We start from the raw sequence: 26840 nt of genomic DNA, 5'->3' as shown, positions 1-26840 counted from the left end.
GACGTGCTTTTGGTCTTACTACTTCTACTCCAAAATCTTACCGTCCAAACTCCACACCGGCCTCAAGGCCCACGCTGTAGGGATGGCTCTGGGCAAAGTAGCTCTGCACCGGGTGCGCGTTCAGCGACACCAGGCCCAATTCAGCCACCGGGCCCATGCTGAAGGCCCAGCGGCCCGCGCCGGGGCTGAACCGGGCACCCGCCGCACCGCGCACGCTGCTGGTGAGGCGGCGGTAGGGCGTGCTGGCCGAGGTGATGCTGTACGTCTGCGTCACTTCGGGGCGGCCAGCTACTTCGCTACGGTTGCCCAGCAGGGCGCTCACTACGCCGCCGAGGCGGCCGTAGAGGCTCCAGCCGTGCTTGGCGGGGTTGCTGTAGCGCAGCTCCAGCGGCAGGCCGGCCATGGTGTAGCTGAAATCGGTGGTACGGCGCTGGCCACTGCCTACTATCTGGCCACCGTCGGCAATCTGCTCGCCCACAAAGGCCACGGTGCTCGATGAGCGGGCGTTGGCTTTGGTGAACTCCACGCCGGAGCCTACCGACCAGTGCCCATTCAGGCGGCGCGCTACCGTGAGAGCCAGGCGCTGGGCTAGGCCGGCGCGCAGGTTCTGGCGGTACTCGGTGGCGGCCTGCTCGCTCAGCTCGGCCGGGCCGAGGACGGGATTGTAGCCAAAATCGGGCTCAATGCCAGCCCGCGAGAAGTTGATGTTGGGGTTGAAGGCGCTGGCCGTGTAGCTCGCGCCGTACTGCCAGCGGTGCGTGCCCAGGGCCAGCTCCGTGGGCTCGGGGCCGGCGGCCAGGGCCCCAGGCAGCGCCGGGGCAGGCGTTTCGACCGCGCCCAGAGCAACCGAACGGCTGGCCAGCAGGCCGGCCTCTTCAGCACCCAGCGCAGTGGCCGGCGCGGCCGCAACCGAAGCCGACAGCGAAGCAGCTGATACTGAAGCGGCCGCCGGAGCAGACGTTGCAACAGTGCCCGCGCCACCCGTAGCCAGCGTAGTCCCGGCCGCCGTAGTAGTGCTGCCGAGGGCAACCGCACCGGAGGCAGCATTCGAGTTAGTCAATCCATCCGCAGAAGACGCGGGTAATTGGGCGTTTTGCATTGCCACAGAGCCGGCCGACATTGCCGCAGTTTCATTAGCAGTTGCCGATGCGCTGGTTGCAACTTCGCTACCCGCAGCAGCAGCAGCATTGCGGCCCATTACGCCCTGGCGACCCAGGCGGCTGTAAGTGGCCGACACGGCTTCGCCGGTATTATTCAGCCCACGGCTGTAGGTAGTGGCCCGGCGAGTTGAAGCCAGACCCGTTGCCGATGCTACCGAACGCCCTGAGCCGCCGCGGCCCGTCGTTCCGCGCTGGCTGCTGCCATTCAAATAGTCAGCAGCGGCCTGCTGCGCGGTACCGGCGGCGGAAGCCACCGCACCGGTGGTTGCTGCGGCCGGGCTCGTCGACCCAGCAGTGCCTGCCGGGCCAAAACCGCCGCGCGAGGCGCCCTGATTTGACTGCGCACCATTGGCAGCCGGGCCAGTCACCGTGGCCATTTCGGGGGTGCCCACCAGGCCGGTGCGGCTGGCCCACCAGCCGGTGCCGGCCAGCGTGGCCAGCATTAGGCTGGCGGCGGCCACCCAGCGCGTGGCCACGAGGCGACGGCGGTACTGCTCGTTCTGCCGAATCAGCAGCGAGTTATCAATCTGGTCCCACAGCATGGGGCGCGGGGGCACGGCGGCCTCCTCGCCCAGGTGGTGGCGGAATAATTCCTCCAGGCTGCCGGTGGTTTTAGGCGTAGCGTTATTTTCGATAGGATTAGCGGACATGACGGGTTGGGGCGTTGAGGCGCTCCAGTTTGGTTTGTAGGATAACACGGGCGCGGGAGTACTGCGACTTGCTGGTGCCCTCGCTGATATTGAGTAGTTCGCCGATTTCTTTGTGGGTGTAGCCTTCGATGGCGTACAGGTTGAACACCATGCGGTAGCGCGGGGCCAGCTCCTGCACCATCTCCAGCAGCTCGCTGAAGTTGAAATTGCTGAGCGTGAATTCCTCGCTCGACAGCGTTTCGGGGTAGTCGCCGTCGCTCACCGCTACCAGCGAGGCGTTGCGACGGTGCTGCCGCAGGGCGGCGTTAATCATGATGCGGCGAATCCAGAATTCCAGCGGGCACTCGCGGCGGAAGCTGCCCAGCGTGCGGAACACCGTGAGGAAGCCTTCCTGCAGCACGTCCTCGGCCTCGAAGGTGGTTTGGGCATAGCGTAGGCACACGGCCATCATTTTGCCGGCGTACTTGTCGTAGAGCAGCTTCTGGGCCAGCTGGCGGCCGCGCAGGCAGCCGTCAATCAGCTCGGCTTCGGTGGGCGGGCTGGTGAGGGCCGACGAGCGGCTGGCCGTCAGGCGCGGAGCCACGGCAGGCTGGTCGGGCAGCGCGTCATCGGCCCCGAACGCAAACCAGGTGGCCGCGCTCACGCCCGGCGGCTGGTGCCCGTGCCAGCCAGGGAAGAAGTCGAAAGAGGGAAGTTTTGCAGCATAAGAAGGCGGGTTGGTAGCAATAGCCGCCGGCGCGTGGACCGCCGACGGAAGGGGGATGCCCACCCGCGCCAAATGGTTGCAAGCCCACGCCACAATCGTGGCCAGCCCGCGCCCGAACTCTTCCAAAGCCGCCTTCATCCTGCAAGATAACCCGTATCACGGCAGTCGGTGTGCCCAATTTACACGGGCAGTTTGGCGGCCGGCTTTCGAGCTTTTTGCGCCGGCCTGCGTACTACCTGTTCTCCCACTCGGGTCACCTGTTTCATCTCAACTTTTTCCCCGCTCACATGAAGACGCTAGTGCTGTTTTATTCTACCTATGGCCACATCTGGAAAATGGCCGAGGCCATTGCCGAAGGCGCCCGCGAAGTTGCCGGCAACGAAGTGGTGGTGAAGCGCGTGCCCGAAACGCTGCCCCAGGCCATTCTCGACAAAACCGGAGCCACCGGCGCGCAACAGGCGTTTGCCCACGTGCCCGTGGCCACGCCCGACGAGCTGACGCAGTACGACGCCATTATTTTCGGCACCCCCACGCGCTACGGCAACCTTTGCGGCCAGATGCAGGCCTTTATGGACAGCACCGGCGGCCTGTGGGCCACGGGCGCGCTGGTGGGCAAAGTGGGCGGCGTGTTTGTGAGCACCGCTACCCAGCACGGCGGCCAGGAAACCACCATCCGCAGCTTCCACACCGAATTATTCCACCACGGCTTTGTGGTGGTGGGCCTGCCCTACGCCTGGCAGGGCCAGATGGGGCACACCGAAGTAACCGGCGGCACGCCCTACGGCGCCAGCACCGTGGCCGGCGGCCAGGGCGAGCGCCAGCCCAGCCCCAACGAACTCGAAGGCGCACGCTTCCAGGGCCGGCACACCGCCGAAATCGCCCAGAAGCTGGCGGCGAAGTAGGCCAGCTGTATTGCTCAATAAACAGCCCCGCCCCTGCAAAGGGTCGGGGCTGTTTTGTTTCATAGCTGCTGGTGCGCCCGAATCAGCTCGGCGAAGGCGTCGCGGTAAGTGTCGCCCACCGGCAGCAGGCGGCCTGCTACCTGCACCTTGCCGCGCTCGACGTGCTCGATGCGGCTGAGCGCCACCAGAAACGACTTGTGGATGCGGGCAAATCGCTCGGGCGGCAGCACTTCCTCCACGCGCCGGAAGGATTGCAGCGTGAGGATGTTGCCGGCCGTGGTGTGCAGCATGAGGTACTCTTTCATGCCCTCCACGTACAGAATGTCATCGAACGCCACGCGCTGCAGGCGGTGCTCGTTTTTCACGAACATGGCATCGGCGGGGGCGGCCGGAGTAGCGGGTGGTGCAGGAGCGGCAGCCGTTTCGGGCGTTGCCGGTGCAGCACTGGCGGCCGGGCTGCCGGCCAGCACGCCTGGCCCGGCGGCCGGGCGCACTTTATTCACCGCCTGCAAAAACCGGTCGAAGGCAATGGGTTTCAGCAGGTAGTCGGCCGCGTTCAGCGTGTAGCTCTGCACAGCGTATTGGTCGAAGGCGGTGGTGAAGATGATGCGCGGCGCGGGCGCAGGCAGCAGTTGCACCAGTTGCAGGCCAGTGAGGCGCGGCATGCTGATGTCGAGAAACACGACATCGACCGGGTGGTCCTGTAGGAAAGCCAGGCCGGCCAGCGCGTCGTGAAACCGCCCTTTCAGCTCCAGAAACGGCACCTGCGCGCAGTAGTCGGCCAACAGGTCGAGCGCTAGCGGTTCGTCGTCGAGAATGGCGCAGGTTAGGCGGTGCATGGCGGGGAAGCAGGGAAGGCCCGGCAAGTTAGCGGCAGCGGTGGGGAAATACGCTGGCCCGTGCTGCCGGCCTACTCCTTACTGCCCAGCTCCAACGTCACGGCGTACTCGCCGGGCAGGGTGCGCACCGTGAGGGCGTGGCGGCCAGGATACAGCAGTTCCAGCCGGCGGCGCAGGTTGTGCAGGCCCAGGCCGCCGGGCTGGGCGGGCAGCGCGGCATCGCGGGCCACCACGTAGTTGTGCACCGTCACGAGCAGGGTGGCGGCATCGGGCAGGTCGATTTCGATGCGAATGGCCTCGGGCCGGGCAGCCAGGTCGCCGTGCTTGAAGGCGTTTTCGACCAGCGGCAGCAGCAGCAGCGGCGCGATGCTGAAAGCTTCGGGCGCTACCTCGCCGGCCACGTGCAGCACGATGGCGGCTTCAGCTTCGGCTTCGGGGAGGCGCAGGCGCTGCAGGTCGAGAAAGCTGCGCAGGTGGGCCAGCTCCTGGCTCAGGGGCACGGTGTCGGCGCTGCTGTCGTAGAGCAGGTAGCGCATGCTCTCGGCCAGGCGCAGCACCGCCTCGGGGGCGCGGTCCGACTTGCGGCTGGTGAGCGAGTAGATATTGTTGAGGGTATTAAACAGAAAGTGCGGGTTGATTTGGGTTTTGAGCATGGCCAGTTCCGTGAGCAGGTGCTGGCGCTCGAGCTCGTGCCGGGTGCGCTGCCCGCGCAGGTAATCGAGGGTGATGCGCACGCCCGAGCTGGCCAGCATCGTGGCCACGCCCCCCAGCAGCAGCCCGGCAAACAGCGGCCAGAAATGCTCGCGCAAATCGGGGTCGCGGCCCTGCAGCAGGTGATACACCAAGTTGGAGGTAGCCAGCCGCAGCAGCGTGAAGCCCGCCGCCGATGCCAGCACGCCCGCCAGGTAGCGCCGCACCCTACCCAGCGCCAGCGTGCGCGGAAACAGCCCCGCCCAGTTCCAGTAAAACAGAGCCGCCGTGAGGGCATCGAGCACTGCATTGCGCACAAACCACATGGCATCAATACTGACGGTGGATTTGGGGGTGATGCGAATGGTGTAGTACAGCAGCCCGTCGATGGCCAGCAGCACCAGCACCAGCAGCCCGTGCACCCAGCCCGGCACGGGCGTGTGGCTGGCCGCGCGCGGCCACCAGCGCGGGCGGGCTGCCCACCAGCCACCCGGGCGCGGCACGGCTCCCACGGCGGTAGCCGAAACAACAGAAGCAAGGCGGGCGGGCGAGAGCAGCAGGTTTTCCACGCCGAAAGGTAGCCGGCCGTGGCCTGGTCGGCCCGAATTTTCAACCAACGCCCCACGGCCCGCCCCCAATGCCCACCCGGCGGCCCCCAACGCGGCGGCTGGCGGCGGCCTGGGCGGAAGCCGGCCCGGCGGGGCGTTGGTCAGCCCAAACGCGGCGTTGCTACCCGGAAAGCCCTGGTTGGTTGAATACTTGAAAAACGCCGTTTTCGACCGCCTAGGTTTGCCTCGGCTTCCAACTCAACGAGCCGCCCGCTGCTTTTCTCACCTTTTCTGCTTGCCGTTATGAAAAACCTGCTGCCTTCCACCCGTTCTTCTTTTTGCCTGGCCCTGCTGGGCCTGCTGGCCACTGCCGCACCTGCCGTGGCCCAGTCGCCAGCCGCCGCGTCGGCTACGGCGGCGGCCAAACCCGCCGTTTCGCTGGCTCAGCAGCTCGACGACTACGTGCAGCTATATGCGCAAGCCGGTCTGTTCAACGGCAGCGTGCTGGTGGCCGACCAGGGCCGCGTGGTGCTGCAAAAAGGCTACGGCCTAGCCGACCGCGCCGCCGGCACGCTCAACGCACCCGACACCAAATTCCGCATCGGCTCGCTTACCAAGCAGTTCACCGCCGCGCTGGTGCTCAAGCTCGTGGAGCAGGGCAAGCTGAAGCTCGACGGCCGGGTGGGCGACTACCTGCCCGACTATCCATCGGCCGCCGGCCGCGCCCTCACCCTGCACCAGCTCCTGAGCCACACCGCCGGCCTGCCCGAATACCTGGCCCAGCCCGCCTTTGCCGCCGTATCAACCACGCCCCAAACGCCCACGCAGCTCGTGGCCATCTTCGCCAACCTGCCGCTCGACTTTGCGCCCGGCACGCAGCACAAGTACAGCAACTCCAACTATATCCTGCTGGGGGCCATCATCGAAAAAGTAACCGGCCAGCCCTACGCCCGGGTATTCGACGCCCAGATTGCCCGCCCCGCCAAGCTGCGTGCCACCGCCTACACCCCCACCGAGCCCGCCGATGCACGCCGCGCCGCCGGCTACCGCGCCACGCCCGCCGGCATTGCCCCCGCCGCGCCCATCAACATGAGCGTGCCCTTCGCCGCCGGGGCCATCACCTCCACCGTCGCCGACCTCTACCGCTGGAACCAGGCCCTGCTGGGCACCAAAGTCCTGTCGGCCACCAGCCAGCGCCTGCTCTTCACGCCTGTCAAAGACAACTACGCCTATGGCTGGATGGTCTTCAAAGCCCGCATCGGCACCGCCCCCGATACCGTGCTGATACAAGAGCACAACGGCGCCGTGAACGGTTTTGCGTCGTACCTGGTGCGGGTGCCACAGCGCCAGCAGTGCATCGTGCTGCTCGATAACCACAGCAACCGCGCCGGCCTCGCCGAGCTGCGCCGCGGCCTGCTCCGCCTCATCAACCACCAGCCCGTCACCCCGCCCAGCGTGGCCGCCGCGCCAGCTGGCACCGCCCCGAGCGCGCCCGTAACCGTGCCGGTTGCCACCCTGAACACCTACGTGGGAGTGTATGAGCTGAACCCCAACTTCCGCATCACGGTGCGCCAGCGCGATAGCCGCCTCTTCGTGCAGGCCACCGGGCAGTCAGAGTTCGAAACCGATGCCAGCTCGCCGGTGCTGTTCACGCTGCGCGGCGTGCCGGCCCAGGTCGAGTTCGGCAAGAACGAGAAGGGTGAAGTGGCCCATCTCTACCTGCTGCAGAGTGGCCGCCGCCAGGCCGCCCCCCGCGTGGAATAATCGATAAATCGTTTTTACACGAGAAAAAAAGACCGTCAAGCGGAGCTTGTCGGAGCAGGTCTACTGCAGTAGTAAACCAATTACTATCGCAGTAGACCTGCTCCGACAAGCTCCGCTTGACGGTCTATTAGCAGCCAGTCAGCTACCGCCCGTTCCAGATGTCCCAGGCAGCTTCGGCTTGCCGCTGCAGCATCTCGAAACCGTTTTTGGCGTGCGCCCCGGCAGCCTGGCCTCTGGCCATAAACAGGGTTTCGCTGGGGTTGTACACCAAGTCGTAGAGGTAGTGCTGCGGCCCCAGAGCCTCGTAGGGCAGGCGCGGGCAGGCATCCACCTGCGGGTAGGTGCCCAGCGGCGTAGCATTGATGATGAGCGAGTGCGCGGCCAGCAGTTCGGGCGTGAGCTCATCGTAGGTCAGGCCGTGGCCCAGCGGGTTGCGGGTCACGCTCCAGTGGCCAATGCCCAGGTCGTTGAGGGCCACTATCACAGCTTTGGCCGCCCCGCCGGCCCCCAACACCAGCGCCCGGCCTTGCGCTCCGGCCGGAAAAAACTGCCGCAGCGACTCCCGAAAGCCCACCACGTCGGTGTTGTGGCCGCGCAGTCGGCCGTCGGAGCAGCGCTCAATCACGTTCACAGCTCCCACGCGGGCAGCCGAGGGCGCCAGTTCGTCGAGGTACGGCACCACGGTTTCCTTATAAGGCACGGTCACGTTCAGGCCCACCAAATCGGGGTTGGCGCGCAGCAGTGCCGGCAGCTCGTGGATGTCGGCCAGTTCGAACAGGTCGTAGCGGTGGTCATCGGCCAGGCCCTGCGAGTAGAACTTCTGCGTGAAGTAAGTCTGTGAAAACGAGTGCTGCAGGGTGCGGCCGATAAGCCCGAACTGGCGCATAGATAAGGTTAACAGGTATCTGACCGCAAGCTAAGGCACGTGCTGCTGCCCTCGCAATTGCTGCGTGCTAAACGGCTTGCTTGTTCCCGAATTTATCCTTCAGGAACGAGAACAGCGGCGGCAGCACCGACACCAGAATAATGGCGTAAATCACCAGCGTGAAATTCTTCTGCACCCACGCAATGTTGCCGAAGAAGTAGCCCGCCAGCGTGAGCGACACCACCCACAAAGCCGCGCCCGCAATGCTGAACGTAGCAAAGTAGCGGTACGTCATGGTGCCCACGCCGGCCACAAACGGCGCGAACGTGCGCACAATGGGCACGAAGCGCGCCATGATAATCGTCTTGCCGCCGTGTTTGGCATAGAACGCCTGCGTCTGGTCGAGGTACTTGCGGTTGAGGAACTTATAATTCTCGCGAAACACGCGCGGCCCCAGGTAGTCGCCCACCATATAGTTCAGGTTATCGCCGATAAAAGCGGCCGCCATCAGCAGCGGAATCAGCAGCCAGATGTTGAGCAGCGGGTGGCCGGTTTCGGGGTTGGGCTGCGCGGCCAGCGTGCCGGCTACAAACAGCAGCGAATCGCCGGGCAGAAAGGGAAACACAATCACCCCCGTCTCGGTGAAGATAATGAGGAACAGGATGAGGTAGGTGAGGTTGCCGTAGTCGTGCACCACGTTCACGAGGGTTTTGTCGAGGTGCAGCAACAGGTCGAAGAAATGCTTAAGGAGTTCCATGCCGGACGAAAAGTGAGCCACAAAGAAAACCGCCCGCTGCCGAACTAGCCGCGCTATCAACCTTTCCGCAGAGACATAGCTGTTTCTCTTAGTTCGGCATTATCTTTGTGGATTGCTTTACTACAATTGTATTTACCCCTAAAAAGGTGTTATTTTTCTTATTCACCTCTACTGCTTTGTAATCTTCTGCCCGAGTCCGTAGCCGGTTGGCGCGGGCTCTGTGTTGGCCATTCGCCCGGTTTCCGAGCAGGGCGTCTCCCCCTGCCAACCGGCCACACCCCTTCTCACCTTCCTTCCGTATACGGGCCCGTTGGCTGCCTACCCCGGCCACGCTCCCCTGGATGTTATTGAATTGCGTACGCTTTTACTACCCCGATGATTGTGTATCAGGGCGGAGACTGGTGGCGTGCCTTGTGGCACTTCCATACCTCCGCAGTTATCCGCCTGCTTTTGAAGCGCGTGGCCCTGGTGGGCCTCTACGGCTCGGCCATTGCCGTCATTAGCCTCGATTTTCACACCCTCAACGTCCGCATCGGGCGCGAATACCTGTCCATTCTCGGTATTTTGCTCAGCTTGCTGCTGGTGTTTCGGACCAACACCGCCTACGACCGGTACTACGAAGGCCGCGGCGTGTGGGGTCAGCTGGTGTCGCACTGCCGCGGGCTGGCCATGGAAATGAACGCCTTGCTGCCTCGCGAGGCCAAATCGAGCCGCCGCTACTTCGCTGCTCTCATCTCCAACTTCCCCATCGCCCTCGAAGGCAGCCTGCGCAACCGCGTGCGCTTCGACAAGATGGAAGCTACTCCCGACATCATCGAGCGACTGCAAAAAGCCGAAAGCGTGTGCTCCACCATCATTGCCGTGCTCATGGAAAGCGTGGAGCAGTTGCGCCAGGTGCAGATTTTCGACCCCATTCACCTCATCAACCTCAAGCAACATTACCTGGGCATGATGACCGTGAACGGCACCTGCGAGCGCATCAAATCCACGCCCATTCCTTATTCCTACAGCTTTTTCATCAAATGCTACATCACCGTGTTCATCATGGTTATGCCTCTGGTACTCGTCGATTCGTGCGGATGGTGGATGGTGCCCGTGACGATGATTGGGGCCTACGCCATGCTGGGCTTGGAGATGATTGGCAACGAAATAGAAAATCCATTCGGCTACGACAGCAACGATTTGCCCATCACGCAGCTCTCCAATAAAATCCGGGTAAGCGTCCACGATTTGCTCGGTGTCGAGCTGCCGGCGGAGAAGAAGGCGCTAGCCACTGTGCCATACAGCGTGGTACATTAACCGGATTGAAAAAATCCCGTTTTATTCCCAAAACAGGATTTTTTCCACCCCGAAAAGGCCCTCACTTGCACTGTTTTACCACTTTTTAATTTTTTTTTCCAACCCTTCGACTTTTTTCCTACCCCTGCGTATATGCGCCCTGAATGTGTTTCCCCCCTTCAGCGCATTCCAGTTTTTTACAATAAATACCTAATCCCATGCAAACGTTAAACTTTACTCCCAAACTGCTGCGACAGCGTCGCTTCCTCAGCTTTTTGCTCCCCCTCTTCGCCATTTTCGTTGGTCTGGGCTCGTCGCAGTCGGTACTGGCGCAGTCAACCATTGCTACTGCCTCCATTTCACTAAATGTGAAAGGGTCGCCTGTTACGTACGACGCGAAGCCGACTACTGGCGGGGGTACCAATTTTGCCAACCGTGACTTCGGCTCGTTCGACATTTCGACGGATGTGTTCGCCGTTACTAACGGGGTTCTTACCATCAACGAAGACCCGTCTGAGAGCTACGACCAGGCAGTACTGCGGGTGCGTGTAGCTCCCGGCACGCTCGGCTCAACTGTTAGCGTCGGGTTTACCGATATTCCGTTGGTAAACGCTGGCTTATCAAATGGTGTGCGCACTTTCACCCCTACAACGGCTGGCTATGATATCTTGGCTGCTGTAACCTCGCCGGCCTCCGGTGGTAGCTACCGCTTCGATATCAACTTCGTAGCCACTGATAACACGAACGTTACTACACTGTCTACGGGCCTTCGCAAGTCGGTCTTCACGGCCACCGGTACTCGCGTGAACCCAACCAGCGCTGGCCCTCCCGTTAACGCTCAGAGCACCATCCTCATCAACACGACCGGTGCTACTACCCCGAATACCACTTACACGGCTTCGGCATTTAACGGCACCAACCTGGGTACTTATGACATCAACGATGGCAAGCTTACGCTCAATGGCGGCACGCTGAACACCTTCGAAAGCGGTGGCGACGTGATACAAAGCGCCCGTCTGCAATACCTCATTGTGAAGCCCCCGCAGAACAGCCAGCCCGGCTTTGCTTTTCCGCAGTCTGAAATCGCGTTGATTCAGGATGGTACCGGCACTGCCGGCAACGGCGGTACCAACCGCTCTTTCTCGAATAGCACCGCCCTCCGCAACCTGATTTCGGGCCTGGCTAACCAGGGCATTGGTACTTATACCGTTACTGTTACCTACGAAGCAGTTGTGCTGCGTGCCAACGGCACCACGTTCCGGGTGCGCGACGACAACGGTGGCAATGGCTACACGGCCTCCTTCAACACGACCGGTGTGCCGATTCTGATTGACACCTGGACTGGCGGCACCAGCGACGACTGGTTTACTCCGGCCAACTGGGACCTGAAAATTGTTCCGACGGCCAACATCAACGTCGTTATCCCCGACTTCGGCGTGGGCAACACGAAGCCTTACCCGAACATCCACGCTGGCGCTGTTTATACGTTTGGCTCTACCACGATTAATAACACGAACTCGGGCGATGCCATGTGCCGCAACGTCGACATGCAGGGTAGCTCGCAGGCCCAACGCTCGCTGTGCCGCCTCTACCAGGGCCGCTGGAAAGTATACGGTGGCTTCAGCAACCTCTTCGACAGCTACCGTCAGTTTGATGGCTCGCGCATTGAGTTTGCCGGCAGCGGCAACCAGACCATTACTGGTGGCTCCTTCACCGACGTGGACCTGTCGGGTGCTGGTACCAAGGCGCTGCAAGGTATCATGACCATCTCCAACTCCATGAACTTCCTGGCTGGCAGCGGCTTGTTTACCACGGATATCTCGACTCCCGACAACAACTACGTGACCCTGGGCGACCGTTCGGGCACGGCTGCCAACGGTGCTCAGCTGACCGGCGAAACGGACTCCGGCTACATCCGTGGCTTTGTTAGAACGTCGCGCACTGATGTGCGGGCAAATGAAGTTGATGCTCAGGGCAAACCCGACCCCCGCACGTTTGGTAACATCGGCGTAACGCTGCTCTTCGCGGGCACGAATAACCCCGGCGACATCATCGTAACCCGGAACACCGCCGAGAGCTACACGCCCCTGGTGCCAAGCAACGGCGGTACTTCCCGCTTCGGCATCCGTCGCATCTTCGGTGTACGCCCCAGCACTACCCAGCCCCTGGTAGCTACTATGACGTTCCGCTATCTCGACACTGAACTTTCCAACCTCGGCCCGCAGGGCAATGGCTCGGTGCCGGAGCCTAATCTGGCCCTGTTCGTTTCGACCAGCGGTGGTAACCAGTTCGGTGGCCTCGGCCGCGATGCCCTCGACCAGACCAACAACATCCTGACCAAATCGGGTGTGCGCACGTTCGCTACCTTCACGCTCGGCGACCGCGACAATCCCCTGCCGGTTTCGCTCACGGGCTTCGATGCCAAGCGCCTTGGTGCTGATGCGCTGATTACTTGGCAGACTGCTAGCGAGCAGAACAACAAAGGCTTTAACGTGCAGGTATCTGCCGACGGCAAGACTTATCGCAACGTTGGTTTTGTTGCCAGCGAAACGCCTAACAGCACGACTCCTAAAGCATATACCTTCACCGACACGGAGAAGAACAAGGCTGGCGCTCGCTACTACCGCCTCGAGCAACTCGACGTGGACGGCAAGTCGACTTTCTTCGCTCCCCGCGTTGTAACCTTCGATGGCAAAGCAGCTGAAACCAACACCAGCATCGTCGCTTATCCCAACCCGCTCAACAACGAAATCTTGCACCTGAGCCTCAACTCTTCGGTAAGCGGTACGGCAGTTGTGCGCATCCTCGACATGACCGGCCGTCAGGTAGGTCAGCGCCAGGTGGCCATCACCTTGGGCAGCAACGATGTGCCCGTGGAGAACATGAGCGAACTGAAAAGCGGCCTGTACATCTTGAACGTGATGCTGCCTTCGGGCGAGAAGAAGACCATGAAGGTGACGAAGCAGTAAGCTGCCTCGCCCTTCGGGCAAACAAAAAATGCCGGCTTCCGTAAGGAGGCCGGCATTTTTTGTTGGTTATTATGACTGGTCAACAGCAGCCATGAAAAGCGCGTCAGGCTGAGCTTGTACGCTAGCGCCACATTCGTTTAGCCACGAGGCATGGAGGTGCCGGGCTTACCGGTTTTAGCAGCGGGGCGGAACATCGGGTCCACTGCATCCATGTCGAGGAAGTGCGAGAAGGTGTCGCCGCGCAGGCCCAGCCGAATGGTTTCGAGGCTCACGACTTCGTTGGGCGCAATGTTGCCCAGGTTCACGTTGACCCCGAGCAGCTTGATGAACCACACCTGCTGCGCTTTCTGCGGGGCTTCCCACAGAATTTTCTCGAACGGAATCTTGGTCAGAATTTCTTCCACCAGGCCCGAGCGCACCTCACCGGTGCTGCGGAACAAGCCCACGTTGCCGCCCTCGCGGGCCTCGCCAATGACCTTGATGGCGCCGGCCGCCAGCTCGGTTTCCATCTGCGAAATCCATTTGTAGGGCGGAATGATTTTCTCGGCATCCTTCGAGCCTACTTCGCTCAGCACTTTCACGTCCTTGCTCAGCTCGCGGATGTATTCGCATTTGCGGTCGTGGTCGAGGTCGATGCTGCCGTCCGACACCTCGGCGTATTCCATGCCGTACTTGTCCAGCAGGCGGCGGTAGTCGTCGAACTGGTTGCGGATGATGAACGCCTCGAACAGGGTGCCGCCGAAGTACACCGGGATGCCGGCCTCCTTGTAGATTTCGAGCTTACGCTGCAGGTTAGGCACCACGTACGACGTGGCCCAGCCCAGCTTCACGATGTCGGTGTAGGCGCCGCCCACTTCCAGAAAGTCTTCTACTTCGCGCAGGCTCAAGCCCTTGTCCATCACCATGGTGTAGCCCTGCTCGCGGGGCTTGGCGGTGCGCTCGGGCAGTTGCGAAAGGTCGTAGTTCATATCGTTATGAAATAAGCTTCAGCGTGCTGCAACCAGCAGCCAAAGCGCCAAAAAAAAGCTGCCCATCAACTTGATGGGCAGCTGCAAAAGTAACACACGTAGCAGCTTATCGGCTGCCAATTATCGATACCGGATTGGCTGGAGCCGAAGCGGCTGTTTATTTCCGGAACTGCTCAATCAGGCGCTGCAAGCCGGGCTGCTCGCGCAACTGCGGGAAGTAGTCGAACAGCAGTACGTGCTGCTCATAGTTGAGTGTGAGAGCCGTTTCGAGCACGCCGTAGGCTTCTTTCATGCGGCCATCGGCCAGCAGGTAGGCGCACAGCATGTAGTGAAAATGGGCCTCGTGAGGATGCAACTCCACGGCGTGGCGCACCAGGTCCACGGCTTCGGCAAAATGGCCCTGGTCGTAGAGGATGGCGCTCCAGCTCACCCAGGCCTGCACGTCGTCGGGGGCTACCTCAGTGGCTTTTTCGTAGGCTTCGAGCGCGCTCACCACGTTGCCCACCTGGTTTTCGGCCGCGCCCAGTGCCGACCAGTACTCGCCGCTCTGGTCGTACAGCTCGGTGGCCTTGCGGAAAAAGTGAATGGCTTCGAACCACCGCTCCTGCTCCTGCAGCAGCACGCCCTGGCCAAACCAGGCCTCGTCCATGTTAGGATTCAGCTCCAAGGCCTGGCGGTAGTATTTGCGGGCGGGCTCCCACTCGCGCAGCTTTTCGTAGCACTCGCCGATGTTGCACAGGGCCTCATCGGTGGGCTCGCCAGCCGGATAGGCCAGCTCGAACTCCGGAATGGCCTTACGGTATTCCTGCTGGCATACGTAGGCATCGGCCAGCCAGTGGTGGGCGTCGTAAAAGTCGGCCTGAATAGTCACGGCGAAGTCGAAGGCCTCTACGGCTTTCACAAAATCCTCGCGACGGTACCAGTACTGGCCCAGGTTGTACCAGGCCGTGGCCGAATACGGGTCGTCGTCGGTGAACCGCTTAAAGAAGTCCTCGTGCTCTTCCAGCCGGCCTGTAATATCGAGGCAGTGCAGGAGCTCCTGCACGCCGGTTTCGTTGTCGGGGTTCAGGCGCAGGCTCTGCTTATAGTGCTTGGCCGCGCTCTTAAACTTCTGCCAGCTCTGGAAGGCCAGGCCGAGGTTGAAATGAATGTCTTCACGCTCGGGCTCCTGCTCCAGCCCGGCGCGGAAAAAGGCTACCGCCTCGGCAAATTCGCCCCGCTGCGTGCTGATAATGCCGCGAGTCACGGCCACGTCGGCGTTGGTGGGGTCGAGGGCGGCTACGGCGTCAATCTGGCGCTCGGCTTCGGTGTAGTCGCCGCGCATAGCCATTACCTGGGCGCGGTCAATCAGCAGCTCGGTCGAGAAGGGGTACTGGCCCAGGGCGGCCTCGCAGGCCTGCAGGGCCTTATCGAACTCGGCACCGGTAACGTAATGGTCGATGATATTTTCGAAATCTTCGAGGTCGAAGAAAACGGACTCCTGCTGGGCTAGCATGCGCTCGAAGCGGCGTACGGTGTCCAGCACGGCGCGGGGGTTTTCAAAATGTTCGTTCATGCGCATAATTCCGCGGTTAAGAGGAGTAATCGGGGCGAGCAGCCGGGTTTTCGGAGTGGGCCGCTACAGTTCAGCGGGTGGCTGGCCGGCCCGGGCGGCTCTCTTATATCAATGATAACAATTATTGGCTAAAACCGTGCAATCCGGTTTTAGTTAAGATGCGATAGCGCCTTCCGAAACAGGCGCTTTTTCGGCCAATCCGGCCGCACACCACGCTAGCGTATCAGCTAACGACCGGAATGCCAGCCCGGTAGCACTTTGTACTTTGGCGTGGCCGTACACCACCGGCTGCCGCCCGGCGCGAGCCGTATCGCGCGTAATCAGCGGCCGCGCGCCCGTGAGCACCGCGCGAGCATGCTCAAGCCGCCAAATGACTTCGGCGGCCCAGTCGGGCACCGCCACCGAGGGCGCCCGCCGCTGCATAGCCGCTGCCGCCGCCCGCAGAAACTCACCCAGCGGCACCGCTTCGGCACTCAAAATGTACCGCTCGCCGCTAATTTCCGGGTGGTCGAAGGCCAGCGCCAGCAGTTGGGCCACCACGTCGCGCACGTCCACAAAGTTCAGCAGGCCGCGGGTGTAAAAGCGGTGCTGCTGGTGGGCGTAGCGCAGCAGGCGGGTGCTGCTACGGCTCCAGTCGCCGGGGCCCAGCACTACCGATGGATTTACCATTATGGCATCAAGTCCCTCGGCTACGCCGCGCCACACCTCCAGCTCGCCCAGGTATTTGGAGGTAGCATAGGCAGGGTGCGAAGCGCCCAGGTCCCAGGTGGCAGCTTCCGTTACTACGGTGCGGCCACCGGGGCCGGGCTGGGCGCCCGCCGCTGGCCCACCCAGCGCCGCTACCGACGACACGTGCACCAGCCGGATGCCGGGCCGCTCCAGGCAGGCATCGACCACGGCGGCGGTACCCTGTACGTTCACAGCCAGCAGCAGGTCTTCGTCCTGCGGTGCGTACGACACCAGCCCCGCGCAGTGAAAAACATGTGTCACGTCGGGTGCGATGGCCACGCGCAACTGCTCGGTATCGAGCAGGTCGCCGGCCAGCCACTCCACGCCCGGCGCGGCATCGGCCGGCACCGGGCCGCGGTGCAGCGCTCGCACGGACAGCCCCCGCGCCCGCAGCGCCCGCAGCAGAAAAGAACCAATCAGGCCGGTGCCGCCCGTGACGAAAACCATGTAGTTAGTGATTAATGATAAAAGGCGAATGGTTAATGGGTTGGCCAGCGCAACCTAAGCGCTAATCATTAACCACTCCCCATTCACTATTATCTAAAGCGTATTGTTCAGCAGCGGCAATTTCAGCAGCTTCTCCAGGTGCGGCTGGGGCAGGGTGCGCTTCAGCAGCGTGTCGGTGTGGCGCAGGTGGTGGGCGTCGGTGCCCACAAAATCGACTAAGCCCGCATCGACCAGTTGTTCGGCTACTTTCTTGGCCGCCGGCGAGTAGTAGCCGGCCAGCGAATTCAGGTTTACCTGCAGCAAGATGCCATATTCCTGGCGCATCTTCTCAATTTCGGCGAAGCGTCCGTACAGGTAAGTGTAGCGCTCGGGGTGGGCCAGTACCGGGCGGTAGCCCTGCGCCTTCAACTCGAATACGATTTCGTAGAAGTTGAGCGGCTCATTCATGTACGAGGTTTCGAACAGCAGATAGCGCTTTTCGCCGCCAAATGTCAGCATTTCGGTGCCATCGGCCAGCTTGCGGCCCAGAAACTCGTCGAGGTAATATTCGGCGGCGCAGTCCAGTTCCACATCGCCCAGGCCCGCCGCCGCCGCTTCGGTGCGCAGCAACGCCAGCGCCGCCCGGATGCCCGCCGGCGTGTTTTTGTAGAAGTCGCCCATGATGTGCGGCGTCATCACCAGCTTGCGGTAGCCCAGCGCCCGTAACGCCCGCAGCAGGTCGAGCGAGTGTGCCACGGTTTCGGCGCCGTCGTCGAGGCCGGGCAGCAGGTGCGAGTGCATATCAGTCCCAAGCAATGCCAGCGCCGGCGGCCCACTCACCGGAGCCGCCGAAGCCGTTTCCGCGCCGCCGCCGAATAGCCGTTGCCATAACGAAGCCATTGTGCGCCGAGCGGTTAGGTAAAGAACTTTTTCAGCTTCTGGCCGAAAGTCAGCTCCTTTGTCGCTGGCTCTTCGTAGTAGCCTTGGCCATAAGCGCCGTAGCCGTAGCCGTAGCCATACCCGTACCCGTACCCGTACCCGCCGCCGCTTTGAGCATCGTTAAGTATCGTGCACATGCGAGTAAAGTTATTGCTCCGAATAAGCCGGTTGATATTCTTTAGGAAAGCTTTGCTAGAGTAACCAGCTCGCACAATATAGAGCGGAATATCAGCCTTGCGCATAATCAGGATTCCGTCAGTTACCAAGCCTACTGGTGGGGTATCAATCAGAATCACGTCATAGGTTAGGAACAGTTCTTCAATCATTTTGTCGAACTGCGCACTAAGAATCAACTCTGACGGGTTGGGCGGTGTTGGACCAGCTGAAATAAACTGCATCGATTCGATGCTAGTCTGTTGAATACACTCTTTTATTCCATGCCGTTCAATCAGAATAGTGCTGACGCCCTTGATGTTTTCGGCACCGAAAGCCAAGTTTACTTTCGGTTTACGCATATCCAAATCAAGGATAATCACCTTCTGGCCCGACAAGGCAATGATACCGCCCAGGTTTACCGTCACGAAAGTTTTACCCTCACCTGAGATGGTAGAAGTCACTGAAATTAACCGCTTTTTCTTCGATGAGCTGATAAAGTCCAGGTTCGTTCGAATAGAGCGGATGGATTCGGAAATGGCCGACTTGGGATTTTTATCCACAACCAAGCGCGACACCTCCATTTTCTCTTTGTCGTAAGTTGGGATGATACCTAAAACCGACGCTTTGGTGGAACGCTCCAATTCGCGCACGTTCGTTACGGTGTTATGCATAAAATAGCGCACCGCAATCAGGCCTAGGCCAAGCACCAATCCGCCTATCAGCCCAATAGCATATACCAGCAGACGGTTGGGCGATATAGGTGCGGCGGGCGGCGAAGCGGGTGACAGAATTTTAAAGTCGGCAGTGGCCCCTGCTTGTTCAATACCGAATTCCACCTGCTTGTCCATCAGCTCAGTAACTGATTTGCCAAATAAGTCCAGCGGCCGTTTTAAGCGCTCCTGCTCGGTTACCCGCCCTGGCAAGCTACCCAATACTCCCGTCAGTTGATTGTACTGCGCATTCAACTTATTGAGCGACGCCTGTAGCAGGCGCTGGTTTTGCTGCAATAGTTTCTTGATGGTAGTGCGAGTGAAATTTATTTCGGCTTGCTTGGACTGTACTACTTCTGTTTTATCAGTATACGAACGCGAAATCTGCCGCAACCGCCACTGCAAGCTGTTCAACTCGTTGAGTTGGTCCGTCAACATTGGGTCTTCCAGCATAGCTAAGGCTGGAATGCTTTGCTGCACGGTCTGGTACTCATCGCGCGTCAAACGCTCCTGCTCGGCCATTTGTGCTATCTGGTCCAGCAACACTGCTTTTTCCTGCAGTTTCGTCCGCTCTTCGTCCAGCTTCTCCAGCTTCGTTGTAATGGTGGTTATTTCTGATTTGGCGTCGTACGTCCCAGTAGTCTCCGCAAAATTTTGGAGCTTTTTCTCTGCTTGCTCCAGGCTTTTGCCATTCTTCTCAATAACCTTATCTAGAAACTGCATCATTTGCCGGGTCGCTTCCTTTTTACTTGCCAGCTTTTCCTCGAGATATACCGAGTCGATTTTATTTACAATATCCTGTGCCTTAACGGCATTAAAATCATTGAACGATATGCCAATAGTATTGGCTTCCGGATTCACGATTTCCACGGATAGGTTCTTATCAAGGTACTTGTTAACCGAGATATCATCCTGAATGGTAAAGTGATAGCTCTCCTCCAGCGCTTCGGGCGTCAGATAAGTTGTGGGTACGACCTGCAACATCGTCAGGCCAGGCAGCTTCATGTTGGTGCCCAGCGCGGACTCTACAATCTGGGGGCGGCCCTGCTCGTTGTACTCTATTCTCACCCGCTTAGCATCGATAAATTTGAGTTCAAATCGTCGATTATACGCGTTGTTATCCTGCACCTTATAAATGACTTTGAACGGCGAATTACCATACAGCTCCGACTCCAACACCGTGCCCTGCACGTAGTAATTCACATCCAAGGCTAGCGAATCCTTCAGCCGACGATATATAATATTGGATTTAATCAACTCTACCTCACCTGCCAATTTGGAATTGTGAGTCTTATCGGCCACAGCAGGCACCATTTGCCCTGCTAGGCCCAGGGCACTGCCTTCATTGCGCTCATCAATCTTGAGCAACGATGACGACTTATAAATTGGCTTGGTATAACGTAGGTAAAGCCATGAAGCGGTACCACCTAATACGAGCAACAGCATTATCCACAGCAAACTGCGGCGGGCCACCAATACCAACGTAGTGATATCAAAGCTAACTGCTTCATCATCACTATCGGCAGGAATAGAGGTTGGCGCAGCGGCGTTCCCCGCCGACGCCCCACCGGTGGCATTCCGGATAAGCTCTTCTAGCTCAGCATTCTCATTATTGGCCATAAGTACAGAAAGTGCCGGCCTAAGCCGGCCGAGCAATGCAAACGAATAGGACTATCGCGGCAGTTAGTATTTACTTAAATAAGTTAATAAGGAAGAGCGTCGTTGTGAGCGTCAGCGAAGCAAGGCTGATAATCGGCGCGGAATCCGTTAGGGTTTCCAGCAAGGGACGATGCACGGGCTCGATGTAAATGATGTCGTTGGGCTCTATTTGCAGGTTAGCTCGCCGCATTCCTTCCAAAGTAGTCAGGTCCACCTGTTGCACGCGTGGATTTTTCAGGTCTCCCCGAATAATACGGATGTTGCTGGCTTTGCCGCCGTAGCGGTAGAAACCCGAATTGTTGCCGCCACCGCCGCCGCTATTACCGTCGAGCCCGCCGGCCAAGGCCAATACCTCGATTAGGTTCATGTTATCATTTGCCAAGCTGACAACTAATCCCCCTGGCGCGCCTAACACAAACACACGGTTGTTCGTTACCCGCGTGGTCACGAAGGCATCTTTATAATATTCGTTATAGCGCACCTGCAGGACACTGTCGGCCTGCAACAGCGAGTAGCCGCTGAGCTTAATTCGGTTGATGAGCGGTAAGACAACCGTACCATCGGCCTGTACCAGAAATTCGGAGCCGGAAGTAGCACTACCGGTATTCTGTCCTCCGGTCCGCCCCCCCACTACCCCGCGGCCACCGCCTTGCGTGCCAGTACTGGTAGAAATGCTACTCCGACTTGGCAAGGCACCGCTAGGCTGACCAAATTGTAGCTCGCCGTTGGGGTCGAGAATACGTTCGCCTTTGTTCGTATTCACTCGCACTTCGAGGTAATCGTTGGGCTGAATGAGGTAATTGCGCTCTGTACGATTGACAGCAATGCGCATCTTGGTGCTATCGAGTTGCCGGCCTTGCTTGTCGGTGAGGCGAAACAATGTCCGTTGATTATAGTAGCGGTTCGAAGCACACGACGAGAGCAACAGCCCGAGCGGCAATGCCAACAGCCCGAGCATTCGGCAGAAACGAAAAAAAGAAGTTGGCATTAGCCCTGAATGTTACGATAGCAAATGAAAAATCCGGCCTTTGTCAATTAGCACTCGGCCAGATTTCCCCCAAAAAGCCTCAAAAGTAACGCTTTTGCCGCGCCCGTTCAAGAATCGGCCTTTGGCAGCGTGCTCCCGCCCCCGCTGCCAACGGTCAGAATCGTACTTTCGTGTCCCCAATGCTGTTGCTTGGCAGTAAGAGCGTTGGTACGCCCAGCCTTTTTCTAAAATCCCACCCTTTGTTCCCCAAACCCGAAATGGAAGCCGTAGCGACCGAAAACCAGACCATGATTGCGCAGATGGTGCGCGATTTTGGCACCCAGCACATCAAGCCCAACATGATGAAATGGGATGAGAGCCAGGAGTTTCCAATTGAAATATTCCGCAAGCTCGGCGAGCTCGGCCTGATGGGCGTGCTGGTGCCCACGCAGTACGGCGGCTCCGGCTTCGGCTACATGGAGTACGTAACGGCCATTGCCGAGCTATCGAAAATCGACGGCAGCATCGGCCTGAGCATGGCGGCTCACAATTCGCTGTGCACCGGCCACATCCTGCAGCACGCTTCGGAAGAGCAGAAGCAGAAATACCTGCCCAAGCTGGCCAGCGGCGAGTGGATTGGGGCCTGGGGCCTCACCGAGCCCAACACCGGCTCCGACGCTGGCAACATGCGCACCACCGCCGTGCTCGACGAAAGCGGCGAGCACTACATCATCAACGGCGCCAAAAACTTCATCACCCACGGCAAAAGCGGCAACGTAGCTGTGGTGATTGTGCGTACCGGCGAAGTAGGCGACTCGCACGGCATGACGGCCTTCATCATCGAGCGCGGCACGCCGGGCTTCGAAGCTGGCCGCAAGGAAGACAAGCTGGGCATGCGTGCCTCCGAAACCACCGAGCTGATTTTTACCGACTGCAAAGTGCCCGTCGAGAACGTCATTGGCAAAGTGGGCGATGGCTTTGTGCAGAGCCTGAAGGTGCTCGACGGCGGCCGCATCAGCATTGCCGCGCTCAGCTTGGGCATCGCCCAGGGAGCGCTGGAAGCCGCCACCAAGTATAGCAAGGAGCGTCACCAGTTCAACCAACCCATCAGCAACTTCCAAGGTATCAGCTTTAAGCTGGCCGACATGGCCACCGAAGTAGAAGCCGCCAGTCTGCTCACCTACCGTGCCGCCGACCTGAAAGACCGCGGCCAGAACGTGAACCTGGAGTCAGCTATGGCCAAGCTTTACGCTTCGGAAGTGGCCGTGCGCACCGCCAACGAGGGCGTGCAAATCTTCGGCGGCTACGGCTACACCAAAGATTATCCGGCCGAGAAATACTACCGCGACGCCAAGCTGTGCACCATCGGCGAAGGAACCAGCGAAATTCAGAAACTGGTAATTGCCCGCGCCCTTCTCAAATAGAACCGCAGATTGAACGGATTTCAACGGATTTCACGGATTTTGTAGACGCCCTGAACGGCTCTTGTGACGTCGTAAGGCCGGTTGGCCTTGAGGCTGAGCCGGAATCGGCTACAAAATCAGTGAAATCCGTTGTGAATCCGACCAATCCGTGATTATCTTTGCGGCCCGGTTTATACCGCACTTCTCAGAAAACTCCCTCACTCCCTGATATGATTATCGTTCAAATCAAAGACAACGAATCGGTTGACCGCGCTCTGAAGCGTTTCAAGAAGAAATTTGAGCGCACCGGCGTGCTGAAAGAGCTGCGTCGTCGCACGTTCTTCCAGAAGCCCAGCATCACGCAGCGCAAGATGAAGCAGAAGGCTGTTTACAAACTGGCTACCTACGGCCAGGACAACAACGAATAGCCTTTCGGATTCGCACCGCGTTTTCTGAACGGAGAACCGGCCGCTTTGCTCATACGGGCAAGCCGGCCGGTTTTTTCGCGTCCTGATTTCTCAAGATGGCTTGTCAGAAACTAAAAAAATGCTACCTTGAATGCCCGGCCCACCCGCCGGGCATTTTTGTTGACCGGTATGCAGGCTTTCCTCGATTTTTTGCGCTTTGAGCGGCGCTACAGTCCGCACACACTGGTTTCGTACCAGACCGATTTGGGCCAGTTCGCGGCCTACCTGAAGTCGGCTTACGAGTTGGACGATGCCACGCAGGCCACACACCCGCTCATTCGGGGCTGGGTGGTGGAGCTGATGCAGGAAAACCTCGACCCGCGCACCGTGAACCGCAAAGTGGCATGCCTGCGCTCTTATTACAAGTTCTTACTGCGCACCGGCGCCATTGCCAGCAACCCTATGCTGCGCATCACGGCCCCCAAAATGGCCAAGAAGTTGCCCGAATTCGTGCCCGAAGAAGCCCTGAACGGCCTGTTGAACTCCTTTGAGTTCGGCGACGACTTTGCTGGGCTGCGCGACCAACTGGTGCTGGAGATGCTGTATGGCACCGGTATTCGACTTTCCGAGCTTATCGGCATCCACGCCCACGATGTGAGCCTGGGGGCTGCCACCGTGCGCGTAACCGGCAAAGGCAACAAGCAGCGCCTCGTGCCCCTGAACCCCACGCTGCTGCGCGTTATCGAGGCCTACCAAGCTAGCCGGGCGCAGGAGTTTGGCGCGGCGGCGGGCCCGCTGTTGCTTACTGACAAGGGCGAGGCTATGTACGAGAAGTTCGTGTACCGCACTGTGCAGCGGTATCTGAGCCAGATAACCACCTCGAAGGCGCAGCAGCACCCGCACGCACTGCGGCACGCCTTTGCCACGCACCTGCTGGGCAAGGGCGCCGACCTGAATTCCATCAAGGAATTGCTGGGGCACGCCAGCCTGGCGGCCACGCAGGTGTACACGCACTTGTCCGTCGACCGACTGAAATCCGTATTTCAACAAGCCCATCCCCGGGCCTGAGTTTTGTAGTACCCTTTTACCTCTAAATCACCCACCTTATGAAAGTACAGATGCATTCGGTGCATTTCGACGCCGACAAGAAGCTGCTCGATTTTGTGCAGCAACGTTTGAATAAGCTGGAAACTTTTTACGATAAGGTGACCGAAGGCGAGGTCATCATGCGCCTTAATAACAAAGACGGCATCGAGAACAAGACCGTCGAGATAAAGCTGCTGGTGCCCGGCAACATCCTCTTCAGCCAGGAAGACGCTGCTTCGTTCGAAGCTGCCGCCGATGCCGCCACCGAAAGTCTGCGCCGTCAGATTACCAAGCACAAGGAAAAGGCACTGACGCACTAAATTTCAGCTGTTAGCTTCTGGTTGATTCAACCTGAAAAAAAGCCCCGCCTGAATTTATCAGGCGGGGCTTTTTTTCAGGTTGAATCAACCAGAAGCTAACAGCTAGTAGCTGATGGCTTAAAGCTAATTACAAGCCAAACTCGGCCTTAATCTGGGGCACGTAGTCTAGCTTTTCCCAAGTGAAGGTTTCGAAGGTTTTGGTTTCGCCGTTGGGCATCACCACGTTCACGGTGCCGGGCTGGCGGCCCATGTGGCCATAAGCGGCGCTTTGGGCGAAAATGGGGTTCTGCAGGCCGAAGCGCTTCACGATGGCGTAGGGGCGCAGGTCGAACAGCTTGTTCACCTTCTCGGCTACTTCGCCGTCGGTCAGGGGCTGGCCAGCAGCGTTTTTAGCCTTGATGGTGCCGTAGGTCGTCACGAACACGCCAACGGGCTGGGCCACGCCGATGGCGTAGGCGACTTGCACCAGGGCCTGGTCGGCCACGCCGGCGGCCACCAGGTTTTTGGCGATGTGGCGAGCGGCGTAAGCAGCCGAGCGGTCAACTTTCGACGAGTCTTTGCCCGAGAAGGCGCCACCGCCGTGGGCGCCCTTGCCGCCGTAGGTATCGACGATGATTTTGCGGCCGGTGAGGCCGGAATCGCCGTGCGGGCCGCCGATAACGAACTTGCCCGTGGGGTTGATGTGGTAGGTAATCTGGTCGGTGAACAGGGCTTGCACGTCGGCGCTCAGGCCGGCTTTCACGCGTGGGATGAGGACGGCCAGCACGTCGGCTTTAATCTTATCCAGCATCACGCTCTCCGAGGCATCAAACTCGTCGTGCTGGGTGCTGATAACGATGGTATCGATGGCTTCGGGCTTATGGTCATCGGAGTAGCGGATGGTGACCTGGCTTTTGGCATCGGGGCGCAGGTAGGGCATGTCCGTCTTCTCGCGGCGAATGGCGGCCAACTCCTGCAACAAGCGGTGCGAGAGGTCGAGGGCCAGCGGCATGTAGTTGGCCGTTTCGTGGCTGGCGTAGCCGAACATCATGCCCTGGTCGCCGGCGCCCTGGTCTTCGTCCTTGGCGCGCTCCACACCCTGGTTGATGTCGGGCGACTGCTCGTGCAGGCGGTTCATCACCTCGCAGGTGTCGGCGTTGAAGAGGTACTCGGGCTTGTCGTAGCCGATGCGGCGGATGGTTTCGCGCACGATAGGCTCGGCATCGACGTGGGCTTTCGATTTGATTTCGCCAGCGACCAGGGCAAAATCGGTCGTTACGAGGGTTTCGCAGGCTACTTTGCTGGTGGGGTCCTGGCGCAGGTACTCGTCGAGAATGGCGTCGGAAATCTGGTCGGCAACTTTATCGGGATGGCCTTCCGAAACCGATTCGGAAGTGAACAGATAGGGCATGAAAAGCGCGAAAAGGGCGGAATAGATAAAAACAAGCGCCCGCCGGGCCGAAACCGGCGGGCGGGCGCGGTACAAAACTACGGAAATTCGGGCTATTAGCAGTAATGAGCTGGCTACTTTGGCGCGTTAGCTTCCAAGTGGAGAATCTGACGGAGCACAATTGCTGCGCTCTACTGCGTTGCCATACTACAGTTGCGCCAGCCGGCCACCATCTACCACCAGCGTGGTACCGTGCACAAAGCTGGCCTCAGCCGAAGCCATGAAGGCAATGGCAGCGGCCAGTTCCTCGGGGGTACCCACGGTGGCTCGGTCGATTTGTTCGGTGCCGTTTTCCACGTTGGGGTTGCTCCAGAGCATGGGCGTGTCCACGGCCCCGGGGGCTACGGCGTTGATGCGCGTCTGCTTGCGGTCGAGTTCAATGCTGAGGCCGCGCACGAAGGCTTCGAGGCCGCCCTTGCTGGTGGCGTAGGGCACCACGTTGGCGGTAGTTTGGTAGGCGTGCACCGAACTGATGGCCACAATGGCGCTGCCCGAGGGCATGTGCGGCAGACAGAGCTGCGTGAGCTGCACCAGCGAGCGCAGGTTCACGAGCATCAGCTCGTCCCACTTGGGCAGGGGCAGGTCGATTAGTTTGTCGAAGGTCATCATGGCGGCGTCAGCCACCAGCACGTCGATGCGGTGGTATTTGGCCAGTACCTTGTGCACGGTGGTGGTAATGGCGCGTGGTTTCATCAAGTCGCAGGACAGGAAAACCGCCTTGCCGCCGGCCTTGGCTATAATTCGGACGGTTTCGAGTCCGTCGGCGCGGTCGCGGCCCAACACGGCAACGGTGCCGCCTTCGGCCGCCAGCCGCACGCAGGTGGCCCGGCCAATGCCGGAAGTACCGCCCGTGACGACGCAGATTTTATCAGTAAAACGCATTACCTCCAACAGAATAAAGTATGCGGCACGCCTGAATTCAAGCGCATCCATTCCTGCCTCAACCGCCAGCCGCCGG

22 protein-coding genes are annotated in these 26840 nt (G+C 59.8%); 8 read left to right on the top strand and 14 right to left on the bottom strand.

What is annotated here, in order from left to right; translation table 11 throughout:
• Positions 1-37 precede the first annotated feature (37 nt).
• Together MON38_RS14040 and MON38_RS14035 are read right to left on the bottom strand one after the other, a co-directional pair.
• Positions 38-1810: a hypothetical protein gene (locus tag MON38_RS14040; RefSeq protein WP_241936798.1), complete on the bottom strand. Its 1773-nt coding sequence runs from the start codon at positions 1808-1810 to the stop codon at positions 38-40.
• Complete coding sequence (locus MON38_RS14035) at positions 1800-2654, bottom strand: RNA polymerase sigma factor (protein ID WP_241936797.1); 855 nt, start codon at positions 2652-2654, stop codon at positions 1800-1802. The genes MON38_RS14040 and MON38_RS14035 overlap by 11 nt, the downstream gene beginning before the upstream one ends.
• A 149-nt stretch (positions 2655-2803) precedes the next feature.
• Here MON38_RS14035 and wrbA point away from each other — a divergent pair, with 149 nt between their 5' ends.
• Entirely contained in the window at positions 2804-3418 is a 615-nt protein-coding gene (gene wrbA, locus MON38_RS14030; protein WP_241936796.1) for an NAD(P)H:quinone oxidoreductase, read from the top strand.
• A gap of 59 nt (positions 3419-3477) precedes the next feature.
• Here the strand turns inward: wrbA and MON38_RS14025 are convergent, their stop codons facing one another.
• Together MON38_RS14025 and MON38_RS14020 are read right to left on the bottom strand one after the other, a co-directional pair.
• Positions 3478-4257 (bottom strand): LytR/AlgR family response regulator transcription factor, encoded by a 780-nt coding sequence (locus MON38_RS14025; protein WP_241936795.1) that lies wholly within the window; start codon positions 4255-4257, stop codon positions 3478-3480.
• 71 nt (positions 4258-4328) lie between these two features.
• The gene (locus MON38_RS14020; protein WP_241936794.1) at positions 4329-5516 is read right to left on the bottom strand and encodes a sensor histidine kinase; all 1188 of its coding nucleotides are present in this window, start codon (positions 5514-5516) and stop codon (positions 4329-4331) included.
• Between the two features lie 282 nt (positions 5517-5798).
• Here MON38_RS14020 and MON38_RS14015 point away from each other — a divergent pair, with 282 nt between their 5' ends.
• Positions 5799-7259 (top strand): serine hydrolase, encoded by a 1461-nt coding sequence (locus MON38_RS14015; protein WP_241936793.1) that lies wholly within the window; start codon positions 5799-5801, stop codon positions 7257-7259.
• A 142-nt stretch (positions 7260-7401) separates the two neighbouring features.
• Here the strand turns inward: MON38_RS14015 and MON38_RS14010 are convergent, their stop codons facing one another.
• Together MON38_RS14010 and MON38_RS14005 are read right to left on the bottom strand one after the other, a co-directional pair.
• Positions 7402-8145 carry a shikimate dehydrogenase family protein gene (locus MON38_RS14010; protein WP_241936792.1) on the bottom strand — a complete coding sequence of 248 codons (744 nt, stop codon included), beginning with the start codon at positions 8143-8145 and terminating at the stop codon, positions 7402-7404.
• A gap of 67 nt (positions 8146-8212) precedes the next feature.
• Positions 8213-8881: a DedA family protein gene (locus MON38_RS14005; protein ID WP_241936791.1), complete on the bottom strand. Its 669-nt coding sequence runs from the start codon at positions 8879-8881 to the stop codon at positions 8213-8215.
• Positions 8882-9256: 375 nt separating this feature from the next.
• Here MON38_RS14005 and MON38_RS14000 point away from each other — a divergent pair, with 375 nt between their 5' ends.
• Together MON38_RS14000 and MON38_RS13995 are read left to right on the top strand one after the other, a co-directional pair.
• The gene (locus MON38_RS14000; RefSeq protein ID WP_241936790.1) at positions 9257-10180 is read left to right on the top strand and encodes a bestrophin family protein; all 924 of its coding nucleotides are present in this window, start codon (positions 9257-9259) and stop codon (positions 10178-10180) included.
• 254 nt (positions 10181-10434) lie between these two features.
• Positions 10435-13128, top strand: a complete 2694-nt coding sequence (locus tag MON38_RS13995) for a T9SS type A sorting domain-containing protein (RefSeq protein ID WP_241936789.1) — start codon at positions 10435-10437, stop codon at positions 13126-13128.
• 137 nt (positions 13129-13265) lie between these two features.
• Here MON38_RS13995 and MON38_RS13990 read toward each other — a convergent pair whose 3' ends face one another.
• The 6 genes from MON38_RS13990 to MON38_RS13965 form a co-directional block, all read right to left on the bottom strand.
• The gene (locus MON38_RS13990; RefSeq protein WP_241936788.1) at positions 13266-14096 is read right to left on the bottom strand and encodes a phosphosulfolactate synthase; all 831 of its coding nucleotides are present in this window, start codon (positions 14094-14096) and stop codon (positions 13266-13268) included.
• Positions 14097-14253: 157 nt separating this feature from the next.
• Entirely contained in the window at positions 14254-15651 is a 1398-nt protein-coding gene (locus MON38_RS13985) for a tetratricopeptide repeat protein (RefSeq protein WP_241936787.1), read from the bottom strand.
• 153 nt (positions 15652-15804) lie between these two features.
• Complete coding sequence (locus MON38_RS13980; RefSeq protein ID WP_241936786.1) at positions 15805-16827, bottom strand: NAD-dependent epimerase/dehydratase family protein; 1023 nt, start codon at positions 16825-16827, stop codon at positions 15805-15807.
• A 93-nt stretch (positions 16828-16920) separates the two neighbouring features.
• On the bottom strand, positions 16921-17706 hold the full coding sequence (locus MON38_RS13975) for a tyrosine-protein phosphatase (protein ID WP_241936785.1): 786 nt from the start codon (positions 17704-17706) through the stop codon (positions 16921-16923).
• Positions 17707-17720: 14 nt separating this feature from the next.
• On the bottom strand, positions 17721-20231 hold the full coding sequence (locus MON38_RS13970; protein WP_241936784.1) for a polysaccharide biosynthesis tyrosine autokinase: 2511 nt from the start codon (positions 20229-20231) through the stop codon (positions 17721-17723).
• Positions 20232-20301: 70 nt separating this feature from the next.
• Positions 20302-21228 (bottom strand): polysaccharide biosynthesis/export family protein, encoded by a 927-nt coding sequence (locus MON38_RS13965; protein ID WP_241936783.1) that lies wholly within the window; start codon positions 21226-21228, stop codon positions 20302-20304.
• A 287-nt stretch (positions 21229-21515) separates the two neighbouring features.
• On the opposite strand from MON38_RS13965, the gene MON38_RS13960 reads away from it, so the two are divergent.
• The 4 genes from MON38_RS13960 to hpf all read left to right on the top strand — a co-directional run bounded on the left by MON38_RS13960 (position 21516) and on the right by hpf (position 24453).
• Positions 21516-22661, top strand: coding sequence for an acyl-CoA dehydrogenase family protein (locus MON38_RS13960; RefSeq protein WP_241936842.1), 1146 nt, complete (start codon positions 21516-21518; stop codon positions 22659-22661).
• Between the two features lie 209 nt (positions 22662-22870).
• On the top strand, positions 22871-23068 hold the full coding sequence (gene rpsU / locus MON38_RS13955) for a 30S ribosomal protein S21 (protein WP_241936782.1): 198 nt from the start codon (positions 22871-22873) through the stop codon (positions 23066-23068).
• Between the two features lie 168 nt (positions 23069-23236).
• Complete coding sequence (locus tag MON38_RS13950) at positions 23237-24115, top strand: tyrosine-type recombinase/integrase (protein ID WP_241936781.1); 879 nt, start codon at positions 23237-23239, stop codon at positions 24113-24115.
• Between the two features lie 38 nt (positions 24116-24153).
• Positions 24154-24453, top strand: a complete 300-nt coding sequence (gene hpf, locus MON38_RS13945; RefSeq protein WP_241936780.1) for a ribosome hibernation-promoting factor, HPF/YfiA family — start codon at positions 24154-24156, stop codon at positions 24451-24453.
• Between the two features lie 127 nt (positions 24454-24580).
• Here the strand turns inward: hpf and metK are convergent, their stop codons facing one another.
• Positions 24581-25843 (bottom strand): methionine adenosyltransferase, encoded by a 1263-nt coding sequence (gene metK, locus MON38_RS13940; protein ID WP_241936779.1) that lies wholly within the window; start codon positions 25841-25843, stop codon positions 24581-24583.
• A gap of 186 nt (positions 25844-26029) precedes the next feature.
• Entirely contained in the window at positions 26030-26764 is a 735-nt protein-coding gene (locus MON38_RS13935) for an SDR family NAD(P)-dependent oxidoreductase (protein WP_241936778.1), read from the bottom strand.
• Positions 26765-26840: the final 76 nt, after the last annotated feature.

Origin of the sequence: Hymenobacter cyanobacteriorum, assembly GCF_022631375.1 — a bacterium.
GTDB classification, from domain to species: domain Bacteria; phylum Bacteroidota; class Bacteroidia; order Cytophagales; family Hymenobacteraceae; genus Hymenobacter; species Hymenobacter cyanobacteriorum.
Note: the sequence above shows the minus strand (reverse complement) of the source record. Positions and strands in the feature narration are given on the sequence as shown.